The sequence below is a fragment of the Alistipes montrealensis genome, from assembly GCF_018362775.1.
GTDB lineage: Bacteria > Bacteroidota > Bacteroidia > Bacteroidales > Rikenellaceae > Alistipes > Alistipes montrealensis.
The window spans coordinates 51,419-67,942 of record NZ_JAGYXY010000006.1 but is presented as its reverse complement, the minus strand read 5'-3'; the positions used below and the strand labels follow the sequence as shown (position 1 = coordinate 67,942).

Here is a 16,524-nt window from a genome sequence, read left to right as displayed (position 1 = left end):
TGCCCGTCCGCCGCTATGGCGCGGTTTTTGGCGTGGCAAAGGCGGCCGGCCAAGCCGGTGTGACGCCATGCACCGAATATTGATTGTTTCCGACGAGGAGTTCCTGCGCGACGTGATCCGACTGTCGCTCGCCGACATGCAGGCCGAGGTGCGCTGTGCATCGGGTGTACCCGACATGCAGCGCATGGCGCGGCGCATGCTGTTCGATTTGGTGATCGTCGTGGGGACTTCGGTCTTTTTTTCGGGGTGCGACGTAGTGCGTACGCTGCGTCCCGACTGCCTCAGGCGGCCGCTGGTCTACGTCGTGGCGTGGCAGCAGGCCGAACAGACGGTGCTGAGCCTTTTGGAGTGCGGCGTCGACCAGTACATGACCTTCCCCGTGAGCCTGCAGCGGCTGCGGACGAAGATCGCCAATGCTTTGAACCGACAGTTATGACCGAATTGCTATTGATGCTCTATACGGCGTTTGCGGCTGCCGGAACGGTTGCGCTGTTGCTGCTGCTGGGTGCAGCGGAACTCCGCGCCCGGCGGCAGCGCAGCCGCGACGCCGTGCTGCGTGCCAAATACCTGCGTATCGTGATGTCGTATCTGCTTGCGGGCGACGGCCCCGTGCCGCGCTTCCCGATGATCGGCCGTATCGGCGCCCGGAGGCTGCTTATCGAAGCCATTGCCGGGCTGGTGGATGTCACCTACGGGCTCGACGCCGCGCCCCTGCGGCGCATCGTCGAGCGCTATGAGCTGGAAGAGTGGCTGTTCCGCCGCATCCGACGCTCTGGGGCCTACCGCCGGGCGCATAACCTGTTGCTGCTCGCGCGCCTGCCTGTCACCGACGCGGGGGCGGCCTGCGCTGCCCGCTACGCTGCGAGCCGCAACCGCTATGTGCGTTTCCAGTCGCTGATGGTGCGCCTTGCGGCCGACCCTTCGACAGCCCTGCGGCTGATGACCGAATATTCCGAACCCTTCTCGGCGTGCGAAGTGGGGGAGATCATGGCCGTCCTGCGCCGCGGGATGCTGCCCATCGCCTACGAACCCCTCGTCGGGTCGCCGAGCCGCAACCTGCGGATCGTGGGGCTGAACATCGTGCGCCAGTTCGGCATCGAGGAGGCCGAACGGCTCCTGCTGCGCATCGTGGCCGGGGACGAAAGCCCGGAGCTGGGGCGCGAGGCGCTCTACACGCTCTGCGCCCTGCGCCGTCCGCTGACGCGGCGGGCCGTCTCCGGACGGCTGTCGTCCATGTCCCCCGCCGAGCGCAAGGCCCTGCTGCGCTATATCGTCGCCGAGGGCTACTCCCCGGGCCCTCTCCGGCGGCTTTTCAGCGCGCGCGAACGTCCCTATTACGAATCGCTCGTCCAATCCTATAAACGCTGCCTGGCATGAAGCTGGTTCTTCTCCTGGTGCTCGTTTCGGTGGCGGTGTGCGTAGGCGCACTGCTGCTGCTGATAACCCGTGCCCGGGACAAACGGCTGCTGCTCAATGCCGTGCGCGCGGCCTCCAGCGACGCTCCCGACGGTATCGGCATTTCGGTCCTGTGCAGCGGCGTATCGGACCCGGCGCAGATCGAAAACCTCCTCTCCCCCGAATATGCGCGTTACGAAGTGATCGTGGTGCTCGACGGACGCCACCATGTCGCGGAATTTGCCGCGCTGGTCGGCCGCTACCGCATGATCCGCGTCGAGTGGACCCACTCCGGCGAACTGGAGGTCGAGGGAGTGCGGTCGCTGGGCCGGTCGCGCAAGCGGCATTTCCGGCGGCTGGTGCTCGTCGACCGGGTTCGCGGCTCGGCGGCGGGCGACTTCGACGCTGCCGCTGCGGTGGCTACCTACGACTACCTGCTGCCCGTCTCCGCGGGGCAGTTCCTGCTGCCCGGGACCATCGAACGGCTCGTCGCGGAGCTGGGCGAAGGCCCGCCCGGAACACTCGGTCTCGTGCAGTCGCACCTGGGCGAACCGGCCGCGCTGCTGAGCCGCGAGGCGGTAGTTGCGGCAGGCGGTTTCGGGATGCACCCGCTGCGAGTCGTTCCGCGCAACCGGCGGAGGACCTTGTGGGAGCCGTTGCTGACCGTCCCTTTCTCCCGGCGGCGGCTGTCGGGGCGGCTGCGCGGACTGCTGGCTGCGCTGCTCACGACGGCGTTCATCGCCGTTTCCGCAGCGGGGTGGTGGTGGGCTTCTGCCGTGTTCGCCACCCTCGCGCTGGTCTGGGCGGGCGGGGAGTACGCCGCGCGGCTTGCGGACGAGACAGCCCCTTCGGCCTCGGGTCGGCTCGTGGCATGGCGCCGCCTTTTCAAACATTATTACGGTACTAAAAATTTTCCGATATCATAAATTCTTGTTATCTTTACCATGGCAATAAAAATTACCGATCCCAAAATACGAGTTACGATGATTAACGACAAGGTGAGAATGTATCTGCTGCCGCCGCTGTTCAACGCGGCGATCAGAGCCGGAGCCTCGATCATGCGCGTTTACAAGAACTTCGACGATTATTACATAAGCATCAAAGACGATAAGAGCCCGATCACGCTGGCAGACCGCATCGCTCACAGGACCATCCGCGAATACCTCGGGCCCACACGCATCCCGATCCTGAGCGAAGAGGGTCGGGAAATGGGTTACGACGAGCGCCGCAACTGGGAGCTTTACTGGCTGGTCGACCCGTTGGACGGAACGGTCGAATTTATCAAAGGCAACAACGAATTTACGGTCAACATCGCCCTGATGGAGAATAACGTCTGCATGGGGGCGGTTATTTATGTTCCCTATTTCGAAAAGATGTACATTGCGGGCCGCAATTCGGGTTCGTACCTCAAAGAGCACATTGCGCCGGATGCCGCCGCGGAATATACCTACGATGAGATCGTCCGCGACTGGCTGCCGCTGCCGCTCACGACGGAGGCCGATCACGACCACCTGCGCGTCGCCCTTTCGCGTTCGCACCAGACGCCCGAGACCCACGAGCACGTCGCCCGCCTGCGCGAACGTCATCCCGACCTGGAGATCGTCGAGCAGGGCAGTTCCTACAAATTCTGCCTGCTGGCCGAAGGCCGCGTCGACTATTACGTCCGCACGACACACACCTACGAATGGGATACGGCCGCCGGGGAACTGATTCTTTCCGAGGCCGGCGGCAGCACCCGCACCCTGCCCGACGGCAAGGAACTGCTCTACAACGAGGAGGACCTCCGCAACCCGTGGTTCGCCTGCCGTTCGAAGTTCTGCAAGTTGTAAAAAAAGAGAGGAGCCACGCTCCTCTTCTTTATTTCTGCTTTTGCGCCGCCTGTTCCTCGATATCGCAGGCGCCGCAGTTGCCCGAGCAGCCTGCCGGCGAGCCGTCGGAGCAGTCGGCTCCGCCGTCCGCCTCGCGCGTTTCATGCACGGCGCATTTGATGCCCAGCCGCTGCATGTTCTTGTTGGTCGAGATTTCCGAATCGATATTGTGACCCTTGATCATCAGCGTAAGGGACATGCCCAGTACGAACAGCCCGACGGCGAGGATGGTACAAAGCAGGACGATTAACCACGTTGGCATAAGATTCCGTTTTTTTACTACCCGAAATTTGGGGTTTCGGGGACAAATGTATACATTTGTAAGATAAATTGCAAAAATCTCGCCCGGCCGTTCCGGGCGACGCATTGTGCAGACTAAACAGACGCAACTATGAAAATCGTGATAGCGGGAGCCGGCGAGATGGGCAGCCACCTGGCCAAGATGCTCAGCGGCAACGGCCACGACATCACCATCATCGACAGCGACCAGAAGTTGCTGGCCGAGGTGGGCAGCCTGGCCGACGTGATCACCGTCGAGGGCGACTCGACGACCTTCGCCGTGCTGCGCAAGGCCTCGGTGCGCAAGTGCGACCTGTTCATCGCCGTCAACCACGAGGAGAACGACAACGTCGTGGCGGCGATGCTGGCCAAAAAACTCGGCGCCCGGAAATCCATCGCCCGCATCGACAACAACGAATACCTCGAACCCAACAACAAGGAGATGTTCATCGATATGGGCATCGACTACCTGTTTTACCCCGAGAAGGTCGCGGCCCGCGAGGTGATCAACCTGCTGGGGCACACGTCGACCACGGAATACGTCGATTTTTCGAGCGGCAAACTTTCGCTCGTGGTCTTCCGCCTCGAACCGGCCTCGCCGCTGGTGGGGCAGGTGCTCACGGGTTTCGACGACGACCAGGCCCCGCTGAGTTACCGTACGGTAGCCATCACGCGCGGCGGCCAGACGATCATCCCGCGCGAAGGCGAGCATTTCATGGAGGGCGACGTGATCTACGTCATAGCCCGCCAGGATGCCGTCAAGGAGGTGATGGAGTTCTCGGGTCAGTCGAATATCGAGATCAAGAACATGATGATCCTCGGCGGTTCGCGCATCGGCATCCGCATCGCCACAGAGTTGCAGGACGAAGTAAACATCAAGCTGATCGACTACAACGCCGAAAAGGCTTACCGGCTGGCCGAAACGCTGGACAAAACGCTGATCATCAACGAGGACGGCCGTAATACCGAGGCGATGATGGAGGAGGGCCTTTCGAACATGGACGCCTTCGTGGCCGTGACTGGCCGCAGCGAGACCAACATCCTGGCGGCGATGCTCGCCAAGCGCATGGGGGTCAAGAAAGTAATTGCCGAGGTCGAGAACCTCAACTACATAAATCTCGCCGAGTCGATCGGCATCGACACGATTATCAACAAGAAGCTGGTGACCGCGTCGAACATCTTCCGCTTCACCATGTCGACCGACGTGCAGGCTATCAAATGCCTGACGGGCAGCGACGCCGAGGTGTTGGAGTTCATCGTGAAACCCAACTCTCCGGCTACGAAGGCCCGGATCAAGGACCTCGGGTTGCCGGAAGATACGATCATCGGCGGCATTGTCCGCGGCGACAAGGTTTTCATCGCCGTCGACAACATGGAGATAAATCCCTACGACCGCGTGGTGGTCTTCGCCATGCCGGGTTCGGTGGGGAAAGTAGGGTATTATTTTAATTAAAAATGAAGAATGAAAAATTAGAAATTAAGGGACATAACAGGCTTGTGATGAGTTGTTTTGCCGGGTATTGAGAATTTTTAATTCTTAATTTTTCATTTTTAATTGCAACGCAATATGTCTTTCCGAAACATAATCCTCAAAGCCTGGTTCTCGCAGCGCGAGCGGGCTATCGACCGTTTTCGCCGCCATCCTGCCCAGACGCAGGCGCGGATGTTCCGGCAGTTGCTGCGGCGGGGCCGCTTCACGGAGTTTGGCGATCGCTACGATTTGCGGCATATCCGCTCGGTCGAGCAGTTCCAGTCGCAGGTCGAGACCTTCGATTACGAGACCTTCAAACCCTATATCGAACGGATGATGGAGGGTGTGAGGAGCGTCACGGCCCCCGGACGGGTGTCGCTGTTCGCCCGCTCGTCGGGCACGACCTCCGATCGGAGCAAATACATCCCCGTGACGATGGAGTCGCTGTGGTGGAACCATACGCTGGGCATGCGCGACGTGGCGACGGTCTTTTCGGGCAACAATCCGAAGACCCGGGTTTTCGAAGGCAAAACCCTGACGCTGGGCGGCTCGTGCCATAACGAGGGGCGCAACCTGGTCGGCGACCTTTCGGCGCTGCTGATCCGTGAGACGACCTTCTGGAGCGGGTGGTTCCGCGCGCCGAAGGTCGAGACGGCGATCATTCCCGATTTCGACGAGAAGACCGCCGCCATCTGCCGCGAATGCGTCGGCGAGCCGATCACGGCCTTTGCGGGCGTGCCGTCGTGGAATCTCGCGCTGATGCGCCGCGTGCTGGAGTATACCGGCAAGCAAAACCTGCTGGAGGTGTGGCCCGGGCTGGAGATGTTCGCTCACGGAGGCGTGGAGTTCGCTCCCTACCGGGCGACGTTCGAAGCGCTGATCCCTTCGGAGAAGATGAAATACATGGAGACCTACAACGCTTCGGAGGGGTTCTTCGCCATGGCCGACGATCCGGCGCGCAGCGACATGCTGCTGATGCTGGATTACGGAACCTTCTTCGAGTTCCGCAGCGGATCGGACATCGTGCCGCTCGAAGGCGTGGAGTGCGGGAAGGTCTATGCCGTGCTGATCACGTCGAACAACGGTTTGTGGCGCTACGAGATCGGCGACACGGTGGAGTTCACTTCGACAAACCCCTACCGCATTCGCTTTGCGGGTCGTACGCGTCAGTATATCAATGTTTTCGGCGAAGAACTGATCGTCGACAACGCCGAACATGCGCTGCTGGCCGCCTGCCGCAAGACGGGAGCCGTGGTCGGGGAGTACACCGTCGCTCCGTGTTACATGTCGCTCCGCGAACGGGGCGCCCACGAGTGGATCGTGGAATTCGAACGCGAGCCCGACAGCCTCGAACGCTTCGCCGAAACGCTCGACGAGGAGTTGCGGGCCGTCAATTCGGATTACGACGCCAAACGCCGGACTACGCTCGAACGCCAGCGCCTGACGATCGTCGAGCGCGGACGGTTCCTCGCGTGGATGCGTGCGCGTGGTAAAAACAAGGTTCCGCGGCTGGTCAACGACCGCCGTGTGGCCGACGAAATACTGGCTTTCCGCGCGGAGCCGGTCGGAATGGAAAAATAACAAATACCTATACCACTATGTACATAGCCATTGCAGGTAATATCGGAAGCGGAAAGACGACGCTGACCCAGATTCTTACGAAGCGCTACAATGCCAAATGCTACCTCGAGGAGTGTGACAACCCCTACATCGGCGATTTCTACGAAGACATGAACCGCTGGGCGTTCAACCTCCAGATTTCGTTCCTCGGAAGCCGTATCCAGCAGACGATGGACATGCTTTCGGCCTGCAAGGAGGGGGTGATTTTCCAGGACCGCACGATCTATGAGGATGCCCATATTTTTGCCGACAACCTGCATGAAATGGGGCTGATGACCACACGCGACATCGAAACCTACATGAAGATTTTCCGGTTGGTCACGACGCTTATCCCCAAGCCCGACCTGCTGATCTACCTCAAGGCGAGTGTCCCGACGCTCATTTCGCAAATCCGCAAACGCGGCCGCGAGTACGAGATGAACATCGATGAGCTTTACCTCAAGCGGCTGAACAACAAATACAACAACTGGATCGAGAATATCTACGAGGGTGAAGTGCTCGTCGTCGACAAGGACCACGAGGATTTCGTCTCGGACCCTGTCGTGCTGGAACGCATCTGCGCGCGTCTCGACGCCCTCAAAGAGAAGAAATAGGCATGACGCTGCCCGTGAAATTCGAAGAACGGGTCCTGTGCGATCTCGGTGAAGCGGAGGGCAGGGCTCTCTGTGCGGCGCTCGACGGAGAGCCGCCGGTGTCCGTGCGCCTGAATCCCGCCAAGACCGGCGCCGGGGTTTCGGAGTGCGCTTCCGGCGGATCGGACCCCGGGCTTTCGGCCCTGGAAATCGCCGGGCGTGTGCCGTGGAATCCCGACGGGCGTTATCTCGCCGTGCGTCCGCAGTTTACGCTCGATCCCGATTTCCATGCCGGGGCTTACTACGTGCAGGAGGCTTCGTCGCAGTTCGTGGGGCGCCTGCTCGACGGTGTGCGGACCGAAGGGGCGCGTATCCTCGACCTGTGTGCGGCTCCGGGCGGTAAGACTACGCTTTATGCCTCGCTTGCGGGACCCGGCGGACTGGTCGTCGCCAATGAGATCGACCGCCGCCGCGCCTCGGTACTGGCGGATAACGTGCGCAAATGGGGGACGGGCAATGTGGCCGTCGTGACCTGCGAACCGCGTGCGCTGGGCGATTTCGAAGCCTGGTTCGACGTGGTGGCGGTGGACGCTCCCTGCTCCGGCGAGGGGATGTTCCGCAAGGACCCCGGCGCCCGGGCCGAATGGAGCGAAGGCAACGTAAAACAATGCGCTGTGCGCCAGGATGAAATCCTGCGCGAAGCGTGGCGGGCCCTGAAACCGGGCGGAACGCTCGTTTACAGCACCTGTACGTTCAACCGCGACGAGGACGAAGGTTCGCTCGAACGGATGCTCGCGTGGGCCGGGGACGAGATCGCCGGGTCGGACGAAATTACCGTGGAGGATGCGTGGGGTGTCGTCTGCGGACGTGTCGGAGCGTTCCGTACGTTCCGCTTCTATCCCCACCGGGCCTGCGGCGAAGGGTTCTTTGCCGCCGTGGCCCGCAAATCCTTCGATGCCGGAGGGCGCGTGCGTACGCCGAAGGCACGCCGCACGGTATTTGCGGCTGCCGACCGAAAGGCCGTCGCCGAACTGGCCCGTTGGGTGCGGGAACCCGAGCGGATGCGCTTTGCCGTGGTCGCCGACACCTGCTATGCGTGGTACGCCGCACAGGCGGACGCAGTCCGGGCGTTGTCCGAGGCGCTGCCCGTGATCTATTCGGGGGTGGCGCTGGGTCAGGTGTTCAAAGGCGTGCTGAAGCCGGACCCTGCACTGGCCTTTTTCGAGGGGCTGAACCGCGGTGCGCTGCCTGTGGCGGAGCTGGACGGGGAGGAGGCGCTGCGTTTCCTGCGTAAACAGGACATCGCCGCCGGCGAATTGGCCGAAGGGATGAACCTCGTGTGTGCACGGGGGCGTGCACTGGGTTTCGCCAAGCGGATCGGTGTACGGGTAAATAACCTGTACCCCAATTCATTGCGAATTATAAAACAATAGATATGGCCGATAAACTTTTTTATTCGATGGGCGAGGTGGCCGAGATGTTCGATGTCAATACGTCGCTGATCCGCCACTGGGAGTCGCAGTTCAGCATCCTTCGCCCCAAGCGTAACAAGAAAGGCAACCGCCTCTTCTCGCCCGAGGATGTCGAGAACCTCAAAATGATCTACCACTTGGTCAAGGAGCGCGGCATGACGCTCGAAGGAGCCAAGAAGGCGCTCCGGAAGGCTCCTGCCGAGAGCGGCGTAGACCGCGACACCGAACTGATGGAGCGTTTGCAGCGCATCCGCGCCCTGCTCGTGGAGGTTCGCGAGGACCTGAAAGCCGGTGAGGGCGAGATCGTCGCCGTCCCGGACGCCGATGTTGCAGACTCCGCTGCCGGGCCCGAAGCGCCCGTGCGCCGCAGGGCTAAGGCCGTCGTGAAAATCGACGAGCAGTCGGGCGAAGCGGCCGCCGACGGCGCACAGCCTGCCGCCAAACGTGCCGCGCGCAAGCCCCGCCGCAAAAAGGAGGAGGTCGAAAACAAGGAGTTGTTCGCGTTTTACGAGCAGTCGTTGTTTTAGCGCCAAGCCTGCCGATTATTCATTTTGGCAGCAGGAGAGGATTCCGACCCGATACCGGAGCCGTGAAGCGACGATTCGGCTAAAAGCGCGAGCGGAGGGGACGGTTTGCTTGCAAACCCGCGAATAGTCGCCCGGAGCCAGCGTTAGACGGTTTGTTGCAGGCGAAGGTATCAGTCGGAGAGTTTTTGCGGAAAAAAGTACAGAATTTCGCAGGCGTGGGCGGCGAAGAATTCCTATAACGGGATACAATAATAATTAACTCATATGACTATCAAGCAAATAACCGACGTTATCGAACGCTTTGCTCCGCTTCGGTGGCAGGAATCCTATGATAATGCGGGACTTATCGTCGGCCGTGAGGACGACGAGGTGCACAAGGCGCTGCTGGCTGTGGACGTTACGGAAGAGGTGCTCGACGAGGCTGAAGCCGAGGGGTGCGATATCGTGATAACCCACCATCCGATCGTCTTCCATGCGCTCAAGCGGTTCAACTCGGCCGACCCCGTTCAGCGGTGCGTCGAGCGGGCCATCCGCAGCCGGATTGCGCTCTATGCCTGCCATACCAACCTCGACAGCGCTCCTGGGGGCATGAGCTGGCGGCTGGCCGAAATGCTGGGCGTCGGAAAGCTGGAGGTTTTGCAACCTTCTCAGGCCGGGGACGGCGCGGGATTCGGCGTTGTGGGCGAGTTGCCTGAAGCGATTGATACCCTGGGTTTTATGCGGTTTATCCGGCGGCGGCTTGAAGTGAGCGTCGTACGGCACAGTGACATAGCGGCTTGCGAAGTGCGCCGCGTGGCGGTCTGCACCGGGGCCGGGGCTTCGCTGATCGGCGAAGCACGCCGCGCCGGGGCCGATATTTATATCACCGCCGATATGAAGTACAACGACTTCATGACGCCCGATAAAGCCCTCACCGTAGCAGATATAGGCCATTTTGAAAGCGAATATTGCGCAATTCAATTAATATTTGATATTTTATCGAAAAATTTATGTACCTTTGCGGTTCGCAAGAGTGAACGCTCGCGTAATCCGGTAAACTATCTGGTTTAAGTCTAAACTATAAAGACAATATATGGCAACGCAAAAGAAGACGGCCGAGGTTGATTATTCGATGCAGGAGAAGATCATGGCGCTTTATGAGCTCCAGAAAATCGACAGCAAAATCGACGAAATCAACAAGGTGAAAGGTGAACTGCCCCTCGAGGTTCAGGATCTCGAAGATGAGATGACCGGGATGAAAACCCGCATCGAACACATCAATGCCGAGATCGAGGAGCTGAACACGCTGACCAAGCAGCGCAAACGCGAGGTGGACCAGGCAAAAATCATGATCGGCAACTACAAGGAGCAGCAGAACAACGTGCGCAACAACCGTGAGTTCGATGCCATCACCAAGGAGATCGAGTACCAGGAACTCGAAATCGAGTTGGCCGAGAAGCGTCTGAAGGAGTATTCCGCCGGTGTGAAGGTCAAAAAACTCCAGTTGGAGGAGGCTGAAAACCTTTCCAAGGAGCGTGCTGCCGATCTCACGGCCAAAAAGTCCGAACTGGAGGGCATCGAAGCCGAGACGGCTCCGCTGGTAGCGGAATATGCCGTGCAGGGCGAGCGCGTCAAGGAGAAGATCGACGAGCGCCTGCTGTCGGCTTACGACCGTATCCGCCGCAACGTCCGCAACGGGCTGGCGGTGGTGACCGTGAAGCGCGACGCCTGCGGAGGTTGCTTCAACCGCATCCCGCCCCAGCGCCAGGTGGACATCCGCCAGGGCAAAAAGATTATCATCTGCGAATACTGCGGCCGCATCCTTGTCGCCGATCCCGACGAACCGCAGGAATAGACGCATTGTGAATTTTGAAAAGGCTTCCTTCACCGGGAGCCTTTTTTTGTTTTTAAAATTTTTTGTAAATGCGCGAATGTTAATTTATTAACATCGAAAATCTTTCCGTCTTTTGCAAATAATCCTTAACTTTGCGAAGTTGTAATTTTCCGACTTAAATTACTCGCATGAAAATAGCCATAGCTCAGCTGAATTACACGATCGGAGACGTGGACGGCAATGCCTCGAAGATCATCGACTCCATCCACAAAGCGAAAGCACAGCATGCCGACCTGGTAGTTTTTGCGGAACAGGCCGTGAGCGGAACCCCCGCCTTCGACCTGCTGCGTAAGACGACTTTCCTCGAACTGTGCGAGGATGCGTTGGTCGAAATCGCCTCGTGCTGCGACGGCATCGCCGCCATCGTCGGCCTCCCGATCCTCACGGCGGAGGGTACGATCAGTGCCGCGGCGCTGATCCAGGACCGTAAGGTGCTGCGCTACGTCGGCAAGAAATACATCACCGCACGCCGTGAAATGGGTTTCCTGGTTCCTTCGAAAGGGTATGAATACGCTACGATCAAGGGGCATAAATGTGCGATCATCGTGGGTGACGACCTGAGCCGTGAACACGATTTCGACCAGTCGGTCGAGACGATCATTTCGGTCAACGCCCGCAAATACGGTAAGGGAACCATGACCTACCGTTACGAGATGATGCGCAACCTGGCCTTCGTCGAGAGTAAGAATCTCGTCCTGGTCAATCAGGTGGGCGGTTCGACGGACATCGTTTACGACGGTACGTCGGGCGCGCTGAACAGCCGCGGCGAGCTGGTGCTGATGATGAAGAATTTCGAAGAAGATTTCCAGATTTTCGATACCAAAGCGGCTGCGGAGCCGGTGACGGTCCCTTCGACCTACAACGATCGCACGCGCCTGGTTTACGAGGCCGCTTGCTGCGGACTGAGGGACTTCTTCCGCAAAAACGGTTACCGGAAGGCTTCGATCGGACTTTCGGGCGGTATCGACTCGGCGGTCGTAGCCTGCATCGCCGTCGATGCGCTGGGTGCGGAGAATGTCCGCGCGCTGCTGATGCCCTCGCCCTTCTCGTCCCATGAATCGGTCGAGGACGCCAAGGAACTGGCGCGCAACCTCGGCATCGAATACAACGTCATTCCTATTTCGGAAATCTATACCAGCGTGGTGAACACCCTCAAGCCGGTCATCGGCGGCACGGAGTTCGACGCTACGGAGGAGAATATCCAGACGCGCATCCGCACGGTGCTGCTGATGGCCTTGCAGAACAAGACGGACTACATCCTGCTGAACTCCTCGAACAAGAGCGAAAATGCACTGGGGCTCTGTACGCTGTACGGCGATACGGCAGGCGCTTTCAGCCCTACGGGCGACCTCTACAAAAGCGAAATGTACGACGTGGCCCGTTACATCAACCGGATGCAGGGCGACGTGATTCCCGAGAATATCCTGACCAAGGAGCCTTCGTCGGAGCTGCACCCCGGACAGAAGGACAGCGACATCCTGCCGCCCTACGAGGTGGTGGACGCCATTTTGTTCCGCATGATCGAGGAGGGACAGCACCGCGAAGAGATCGTCAACGCGGGTTTCGATTCGGAGGTCGTGGAGAAGATCCACGCCATGATCATGCGTAACGAAAAGAAACGTTACCAGTTCCCGCCCGTGCTGCGTCTCTCGTCGTGTACATTCGGCCACGAGCGGCTGATGCCCCTTACCAATAAATACGGAGACTGAGGCGTGGCGGACCTGATCGAACACAGCGGCGTGGTGGAACGCACGGAGCGCGACACGGTCTATGTGCGAATTACCTCCCGGAGTGCCTGCGGAACCTGTAAGGCCCGCGAAGCGTGCGGCCTGGCGGAAGCGCAGGACAAGATCGTCGTCGTGACGACCCCCGAGGCCGGGCAGTATGCCGTCGGCGGGGCCGTGATGGTCGGAGTGCGCCGGAGTGCGGGCATCCGGGCCGTCGTGCTGGCCTATGTCGGGGCGCTGGTCGTGCTGCTGGCCGTTCTGGTCGGGGCGATCCTTGCGGGACTCAGTGAAGGCCTCAGCGCCCTCGCCGCTATTGCGGGCGTGGGCGTTTATTATTTCGTGCTGTGGCTCTTCCGCCGTAAAATCGAACACACAATTCAATTTACAATAACTAAAAACTACTGATGGAAGTATTACTTTACACGATCCTGACGCTGTGTGCGCTGGGAGTGCTCTCGGCGGTAATCCTCTATTTCGTGGCCCAGAAATTCCGGGTCGACGAGGACCCGAGAATAGACGAGGTGGAGAAGATGCTGCCCGGAGCCAACTGCGGCGGCTGCGGATTCGCCGGCTGCCGGGGCCTGGCCGACGCGCTCGTGAAGCGCGACGACATCTCGGCGCTCTTCTGCCCTGTGGGTGGCGGCGATACGATGAAAGCCGTGGCCGCATACCTCGGAAAAGCCGCTGCCGAGAAGCAGCCCGAGGTGGCGACCGTCCGCTGCGGCGGTACGTGCGAAAAACGTCCCCGTACCAACGATTATAACGGGGCCAAATCGTGTGCCGTGGCTTCGTCGCTCTATGTGGGTGAGACGGGCTGTTCGTTCGGCTGCCTCGGTTTCGGCGACTGCGTCGCGGTCTGCGCCTTCGACGCCATTCACATTGATCCGGCAACGGGGCTCCCGGAGGTCGACGCCGACAAATGTACGGCTTGCGGCGCCTGCGTGAAGGCGTGTCCGAAGATGATCATCGAGCTGCGGAAAAAGTGGCCCAAGAACCGTGCGGTTTACGTGTCGTGCGTGTCGAAGGACAAGGGGGCCGTGGTGATGAAGGCCTGCAAGGCCGGGTGTATCGGCTGCGGCAAGTGTGTGAAGGTGTGCGCGTTCGACGCGATCACCGTGGAGAATAACCTCGCTTATATCGATCCGCAGAAGTGCAAACTGTGCCGCAAGTGTGTGAACGAGTGTCCCACGGGCGCCATCCGGCTCGTCGGCATGGACCCGCTGCCCAAGGCCCCGAAAACCCCGGCAGCGCCCGCCGCTCCCGTTGCGCCGAAAGCCGAGCCTGCACCTGCCGCTAACAAAGAATCGTAAAAAGAGACTACAACAATGAAGACATTTCCAATGGGCGGAGTCCATCCGTCGGAAAATAAGCTGAGCTGCGCCAAACCGATCGAGGTGCTTCCGCTGCCCGAGGTGGTGACGATTCCCCTCGCACAGCACATCGGAGCCCCGGCAGTCGCCAAGGTCGCCAAAGGCGACAAGGTGCTCACGGGACAGCTCATCGCCGAGGCCGGCAGCTTCATGTCGGCGAACATTCACTCCCCGGTTTCGGGTACGGTTACGGCTGTCGACATGGCCGTTAACGGCCAGGGCCTGCGCCAGATGATGATTACCATCAAGCGCGAAGGCGATGACTGGGCCGAGGGGATCGACCGTTCGGACGCGCTGGTGAAGGTTTGTCCCTTCTCGGCGCAGGAGATCGTGGCCAAGATCAAGGACGCCGGCATCGTCGGCATGGGCGGCGCGACGTTCCCCACGCATGTGAAACTTTCGGTCCCTCCCGGAAAGAAGGCCGATGTCGTTATTATCAACGGTGTGGAGTGCGAACCTTATCTCACTTCGGACCATCGCACGATGCTGGAGCATGGCGAGGAATTGATCGTGGGCGTCACGATCCTGATGAAGGCCGTGGGTGTGCAGAAGGCATGTATCGGTATCGAAAACAATAAACCCGACGCCATTGCGCATCTCCGGCAGATCGCCGCGGGGTATGCAGGCATCGAAATCGTACCCCTGAAGGTGATGTATCCGCAGGGCGGTGAGAAGCAGTTGATCGCAGCCGTCACGGGCCGCCAGGTTCCGCCTCCGCCGGCACTGCCGATCGACGTGGGCGCCGTGGTGTGCAATGCTTCGACGGCTTTTGCGGTTTACCAGGCCGTGTTGAAGAACAAACCGCTGATCGAACGCGTGGTGACTGTCACCGGCAAGAGCCTGAAGGAGCCGAAGAACCTGCTGACCCGCATGGGTACGCCGGTCTCGGCGCTGCTGGAGGCTGCCGGAGGTCTTCCCGAAGATGCCCGGAAGGTGATCAACGGCGGCCCGATGATGGGCCGGGCGATGGTCAACCTCGACTCGCCCGTGACGAAGGGTTGTTCGGGTATTACCGTCATGTCGGGCCGCGACGCACAGCGCCGCGAGGCTTCGCAGTGTATCAAGTGTGCCAAGTGCGTCTCCGCCTGCCCGATGGGACTGGAGCCCTACTATCTTTCGAAGATGACGCAGAAAAAAGGCTGGGACGAGTTGGAAGCCCTGATGATCACTTCGTGCATCGAGTGCGGCTGCTGCCAGTCGACGTGTCCGGCATACCTGCCGCTGTTGGACTGGGTGCGCCTCGGCAAACAGACCGTGATGGGGCTGATCCGTGCGCGCGCCGCCGCTGCACCTAAAAAGTAAATGAAAAAACAGTATAGATATGGCTAATAAACTCATTGTGGCTCCAGCACCCCATGTGCAGACTGCCCAGTCGACGACCCGGATCATGCGCGACGTTGTGATCGCGCTGATGCCTGCGCTGGTCGTGTCGACGATGGTGTTCGGTCTGGACGTGCTGCGCGTTACGGCTCTTTCCGTGGCATCGTGCGTGGTGATCGAGTATCTGATTCAGAAATTCATGGTTCGCGGGGCGTCGACCATCGGCAACTGGTCGGCCGTGGTGACCGGCGTGTTGCTGGCCTTCAACCTGCCGTCGTCGATTCCCTGGTGGATCGTCGTGATGGGCGCTTTCGTGGCTATCGCCGTGGCGAAGATGACCTTCGGCGGACTGGGAAAGAACCCCTTCAACCCCGCACTGGTGGGACGTGTGTTCCTGCTGATCGCCTACCCGGTGCAGATGACTACCTGGCCGCTGCCGGTGAACGGTTCGTTCGACGCCCTGTCGGGCGCGACGGCGCTGGCGGCCGTGAAGCACGGCGCATCGCCCGCAGTGATGGGCGTACAGGAGATGCTGCTGGGCAATATGCCCGGTTCGCTGGGCGAAGTGGCTGCTGCGGCGTTGCTGTGCGGCTTCGTCTACCTGCTGTGGCGGCGTGTGATTACGTGGCACATTCCCGTGACGGTGCTCGTGACGATGGCCCTGTTTGCCGGGGTGGTTGCGATGTGCTCCGTGTCGTTCGACGCGCTTCCGCAGGCTGCCGACGGAGCCTATTCGGCCGGTTATAAACTGGGATACCTCTTCGGGACTGCGTGGAGGGCCGGTATATTCCATGTCCTTGCGGGCGGTGCGATGCTCGGCGCGATCTTTATGGCGACGGACTACTCGACTTCGCCGATGACGGTGAAGGGCGGCGTGATTTTCGCCGTGGGAATCGGCCTGATCACGATGTGCATCCGTCTGTGGGGCGCTTATCCCGAGGGCATGTCGTTTGCGATCCTGATCATGAACGCCTGTGTGCCCCTGATCAACAAATATGTCAAACCCAAGCGCTTCGGCGTAAAATAGAGG

17 protein-coding genes are annotated in these 16,524 nt (G+C 60.1%); 16 read left to right on the top strand and 1 reads right to left on the bottom strand.

Annotation, left to right across the window (positions count from 1 at the left end; translation table 11 throughout):
* The first annotated feature begins 67 nt into the window (after positions 1 to 67).
* Genes KG007_RS12085 through KG007_RS12070 form a run of 4 tightly spaced genes read left to right on the top strand, consistent with a single transcriptional unit; the run spans position 68 to position 3,224 of the window.
* A complete protein-coding gene (locus KG007_RS12085) occupies positions 68 to 436 on the top strand; it encodes a response regulator transcription factor (protein WP_195461407.1) in 369 nt (122 codons plus the stop codon).
* Positions 433 to 1,377 (top strand): hypothetical protein, encoded by a 945-nt coding sequence (locus tag KG007_RS12080; protein ID WP_213349121.1) that lies wholly within the window; start codon positions 433 to 435, stop codon positions 1,375 to 1,377. The genes KG007_RS12085 and KG007_RS12080 overlap by 4 nt, the downstream gene beginning before the upstream one ends.
* Positions 1,374 to 2,321: a hypothetical protein gene (locus KG007_RS12075; protein WP_249413338.1), complete on the top strand. Its 948-nt coding sequence runs from the start codon at positions 1,374 to 1,376 to the stop codon at positions 2,319 to 2,321. Before KG007_RS12080 ends, KG007_RS12075 begins: the two co-directional genes overlap by 4 nt.
* A 57-nt stretch (positions 2,322 to 2,378) precedes the next feature.
* The gene (locus KG007_RS12070; RefSeq protein ID WP_195461405.1) at positions 2,379 to 3,224 is read left to right on the top strand and encodes a 3'(2'),5'-bisphosphate nucleotidase CysQ family protein; all 846 of its coding nucleotides are present in this window, start codon (positions 2,379 to 2,381) and stop codon (positions 3,222 to 3,224) included.
* 28 nt (positions 3,225 to 3,252) lie between these two features.
* On the opposite strand, the gene KG007_RS12065 is transcribed toward KG007_RS12070, so the two are convergent.
* Positions 3,253 to 3,525, bottom strand: coding sequence for a hypothetical protein (locus tag KG007_RS12065; protein WP_213349118.1), 273 nt, complete (start codon positions 3,523 to 3,525; stop codon positions 3,253 to 3,255).
* Positions 3,526 to 3,654: 129 nt separating this feature from the next.
* Here KG007_RS12065 and trkA point away from each other — a divergent pair, with 129 nt between their 5' ends.
* The 12 genes from trkA to KG007_RS12005 all read left to right on the top strand — a co-directional run bounded on the left by trkA (position 3,655) and on the right by KG007_RS12005 (position 16,521).
* A complete protein-coding gene (trkA, locus tag KG007_RS12060; protein WP_195461403.1) occupies positions 3,655 to 4,995 on the top strand; it encodes a Trk system potassium transporter TrkA in 1,341 nt (446 codons plus the stop codon).
* A 114-nt stretch (positions 4,996 to 5,109) separates the two neighbouring features.
* A complete protein-coding gene (locus tag KG007_RS12055; protein WP_213349116.1) occupies positions 5,110 to 6,594 on the top strand; it encodes a GH3 auxin-responsive promoter family protein in 1,485 nt (494 codons plus the stop codon).
* Positions 6,595 to 6,611: 17 nt separating this feature from the next.
* Entirely contained in the window at positions 6,612 to 7,226 is a 615-nt protein-coding gene (locus KG007_RS12050) for a deoxynucleoside kinase (protein ID WP_195461401.1), read from the top strand.
* Positions 7,227 to 7,228: 2 nt separating this feature from the next.
* On the top strand, positions 7,229 to 8,638 hold the full coding sequence (locus KG007_RS12045; protein WP_213349114.1) for a methyltransferase RsmF C-terminal domain-like protein: 1,410 nt from the start codon (positions 7,229 to 7,231) through the stop codon (positions 8,636 to 8,638).
* Positions 8,639 to 8,640: 2 nt separating this feature from the next.
* Positions 8,641 to 9,204 (top strand): MerR family transcriptional regulator, encoded by a 564-nt coding sequence (locus KG007_RS12040; RefSeq protein ID WP_213349110.1) that lies wholly within the window; start codon positions 8,641 to 8,643, stop codon positions 9,202 to 9,204.
* 264 nt (positions 9,205 to 9,468) lie between these two features.
* A complete protein-coding gene (locus KG007_RS12035) occupies positions 9,469 to 10,254 on the top strand; it encodes a Nif3-like dinuclear metal center hexameric protein (protein ID WP_213349107.1) in 786 nt (261 codons plus the stop codon).
* Between the two features lie 22 nt (positions 10,255 to 10,276).
* Positions 10,277 to 11,038, top strand: coding sequence for a zinc ribbon domain-containing protein (locus KG007_RS12030; RefSeq protein ID WP_195461397.1), 762 nt, complete (start codon positions 10,277 to 10,279; stop codon positions 11,036 to 11,038).
* A gap of 167 nt (positions 11,039 to 11,205) precedes the next feature.
* Complete coding sequence (locus KG007_RS12025) at positions 11,206 to 12,786, top strand: NAD+ synthase (RefSeq protein ID WP_195461396.1); 1,581 nt, start codon at positions 11,206 to 11,208, stop codon at positions 12,784 to 12,786.
* Between the two features lie 3 nt (positions 12,787 to 12,789).
* Complete coding sequence (locus KG007_RS12020; protein WP_213349105.1) at positions 12,790 to 13,209, top strand: SoxR reducing system RseC family protein; 420 nt, start codon at positions 12,790 to 12,792, stop codon at positions 13,207 to 13,209.
* Positions 13,209 to 14,114, top strand: a complete 906-nt coding sequence (locus tag KG007_RS12015) for a Fe-S cluster domain-containing protein (protein WP_213349102.1) — start codon at positions 13,209 to 13,211, stop codon at positions 14,112 to 14,114. Before KG007_RS12020 ends, KG007_RS12015 begins: the two co-directional genes overlap by 1 nt.
* Positions 14,115 to 14,129: 15 nt before the next feature.
* The gene (gene rsxC / locus KG007_RS12010; RefSeq protein WP_195461393.1) at positions 14,130 to 15,476 is read left to right on the top strand and encodes an electron transport complex subunit RsxC; all 1,347 of its coding nucleotides are present in this window, start codon (positions 14,130 to 14,132) and stop codon (positions 15,474 to 15,476) included.
* A 19-nt stretch (positions 15,477 to 15,495) separates the two neighbouring features.
* On the top strand, positions 15,496 to 16,521 hold the full coding sequence (locus KG007_RS12005) for an RnfABCDGE type electron transport complex subunit D (RefSeq protein ID WP_213349100.1): 1,026 nt from the start codon (positions 15,496 to 15,498) through the stop codon (positions 16,519 to 16,521).
* Positions 16,522 to 16,524: the final 3 nt, after the last annotated feature.

Bases quoted from the DNA above. Each gene is read 5' to 3' on its own strand.
- KG007_RS12075 (WP_249413338.1), top strand. From the start codon at position 1,374: ATGAAGCTGGTTCTTCTCCTGGTGCTCGTTTCGGTGGCGGTGTGCGTA.
- KG007_RS12045 (WP_213349114.1), top strand. From the start codon at position 7,229: ATGACGCTGCCCGTGAAATTCGAAGAACGGGTCCTGTGCGATCTCGGT.
- KG007_RS12030 (WP_195461397.1), top strand. From the start codon at position 10,277: ATGGCAACGCAAAAGAAGACGGCCGAGGTTGATTATTCGATGCAGGAG.
- KG007_RS12035 (WP_213349107.1), top strand. From the start codon at position 9,469: ATGACTATCAAGCAAATAACCGACGTTATCGAACGCTTTGCTCCGCTT.
- KG007_RS12070 (WP_195461405.1), top strand. From the start codon at position 2,379: ATGATTAACGACAAGGTGAGAATGTATCTGCTGCCGCCGCTGTTCAAC.
- KG007_RS12055 (WP_213349116.1), top strand. From the start codon at position 5,110: ATGTCTTTCCGAAACATAATCCTCAAAGCCTGGTTCTCGCAGCGCGAG.
- rsxC (WP_195461393.1), top strand. From the start codon at position 14,130: ATGAAGACATTTCCAATGGGCGGAGTCCATCCGTCGGAAAATAAGCTG.
- KG007_RS12040 (WP_213349110.1), top strand. From the start codon at position 8,641: ATGGCCGATAAACTTTTTTATTCGATGGGCGAGGTGGCCGAGATGTTC.
- KG007_RS12015 (WP_213349102.1), top strand. From the start codon at position 13,209: ATGGAAGTATTACTTTACACGATCCTGACGCTGTGTGCGCTGGGAGTG.
- KG007_RS12050 (WP_195461401.1), top strand. From the start codon at position 6,612: ATGTACATAGCCATTGCAGGTAATATCGGAAGCGGAAAGACGACGCTG.
- KG007_RS12085 (WP_195461407.1), top strand. From the start codon at position 68: ATGCACCGAATATTGATTGTTTCCGACGAGGAGTTCCTGCGCGACGTG.
- KG007_RS12025 (WP_195461396.1), top strand. From the start codon at position 11,206: ATGAAAATAGCCATAGCTCAGCTGAATTACACGATCGGAGACGTGGAC.
- KG007_RS12080 (WP_213349121.1), top strand. From the start codon at position 433: ATGACCGAATTGCTATTGATGCTCTATACGGCGTTTGCGGCTGCCGGA.
- KG007_RS12065 (WP_213349118.1), bottom strand. From the start codon at position 3,525: ATGCCAACGTGGTTAATCGTCCTGCTTTGTACCATCCTCGCCGTCGGG.
- trkA (WP_195461403.1), top strand. From the start codon at position 3,655: ATGAAAATCGTGATAGCGGGAGCCGGCGAGATGGGCAGCCACCTGGCC.
- KG007_RS12005 (WP_213349100.1), top strand. From the start codon at position 15,496: ATGGCTAATAAACTCATTGTGGCTCCAGCACCCCATGTGCAGACTGCC.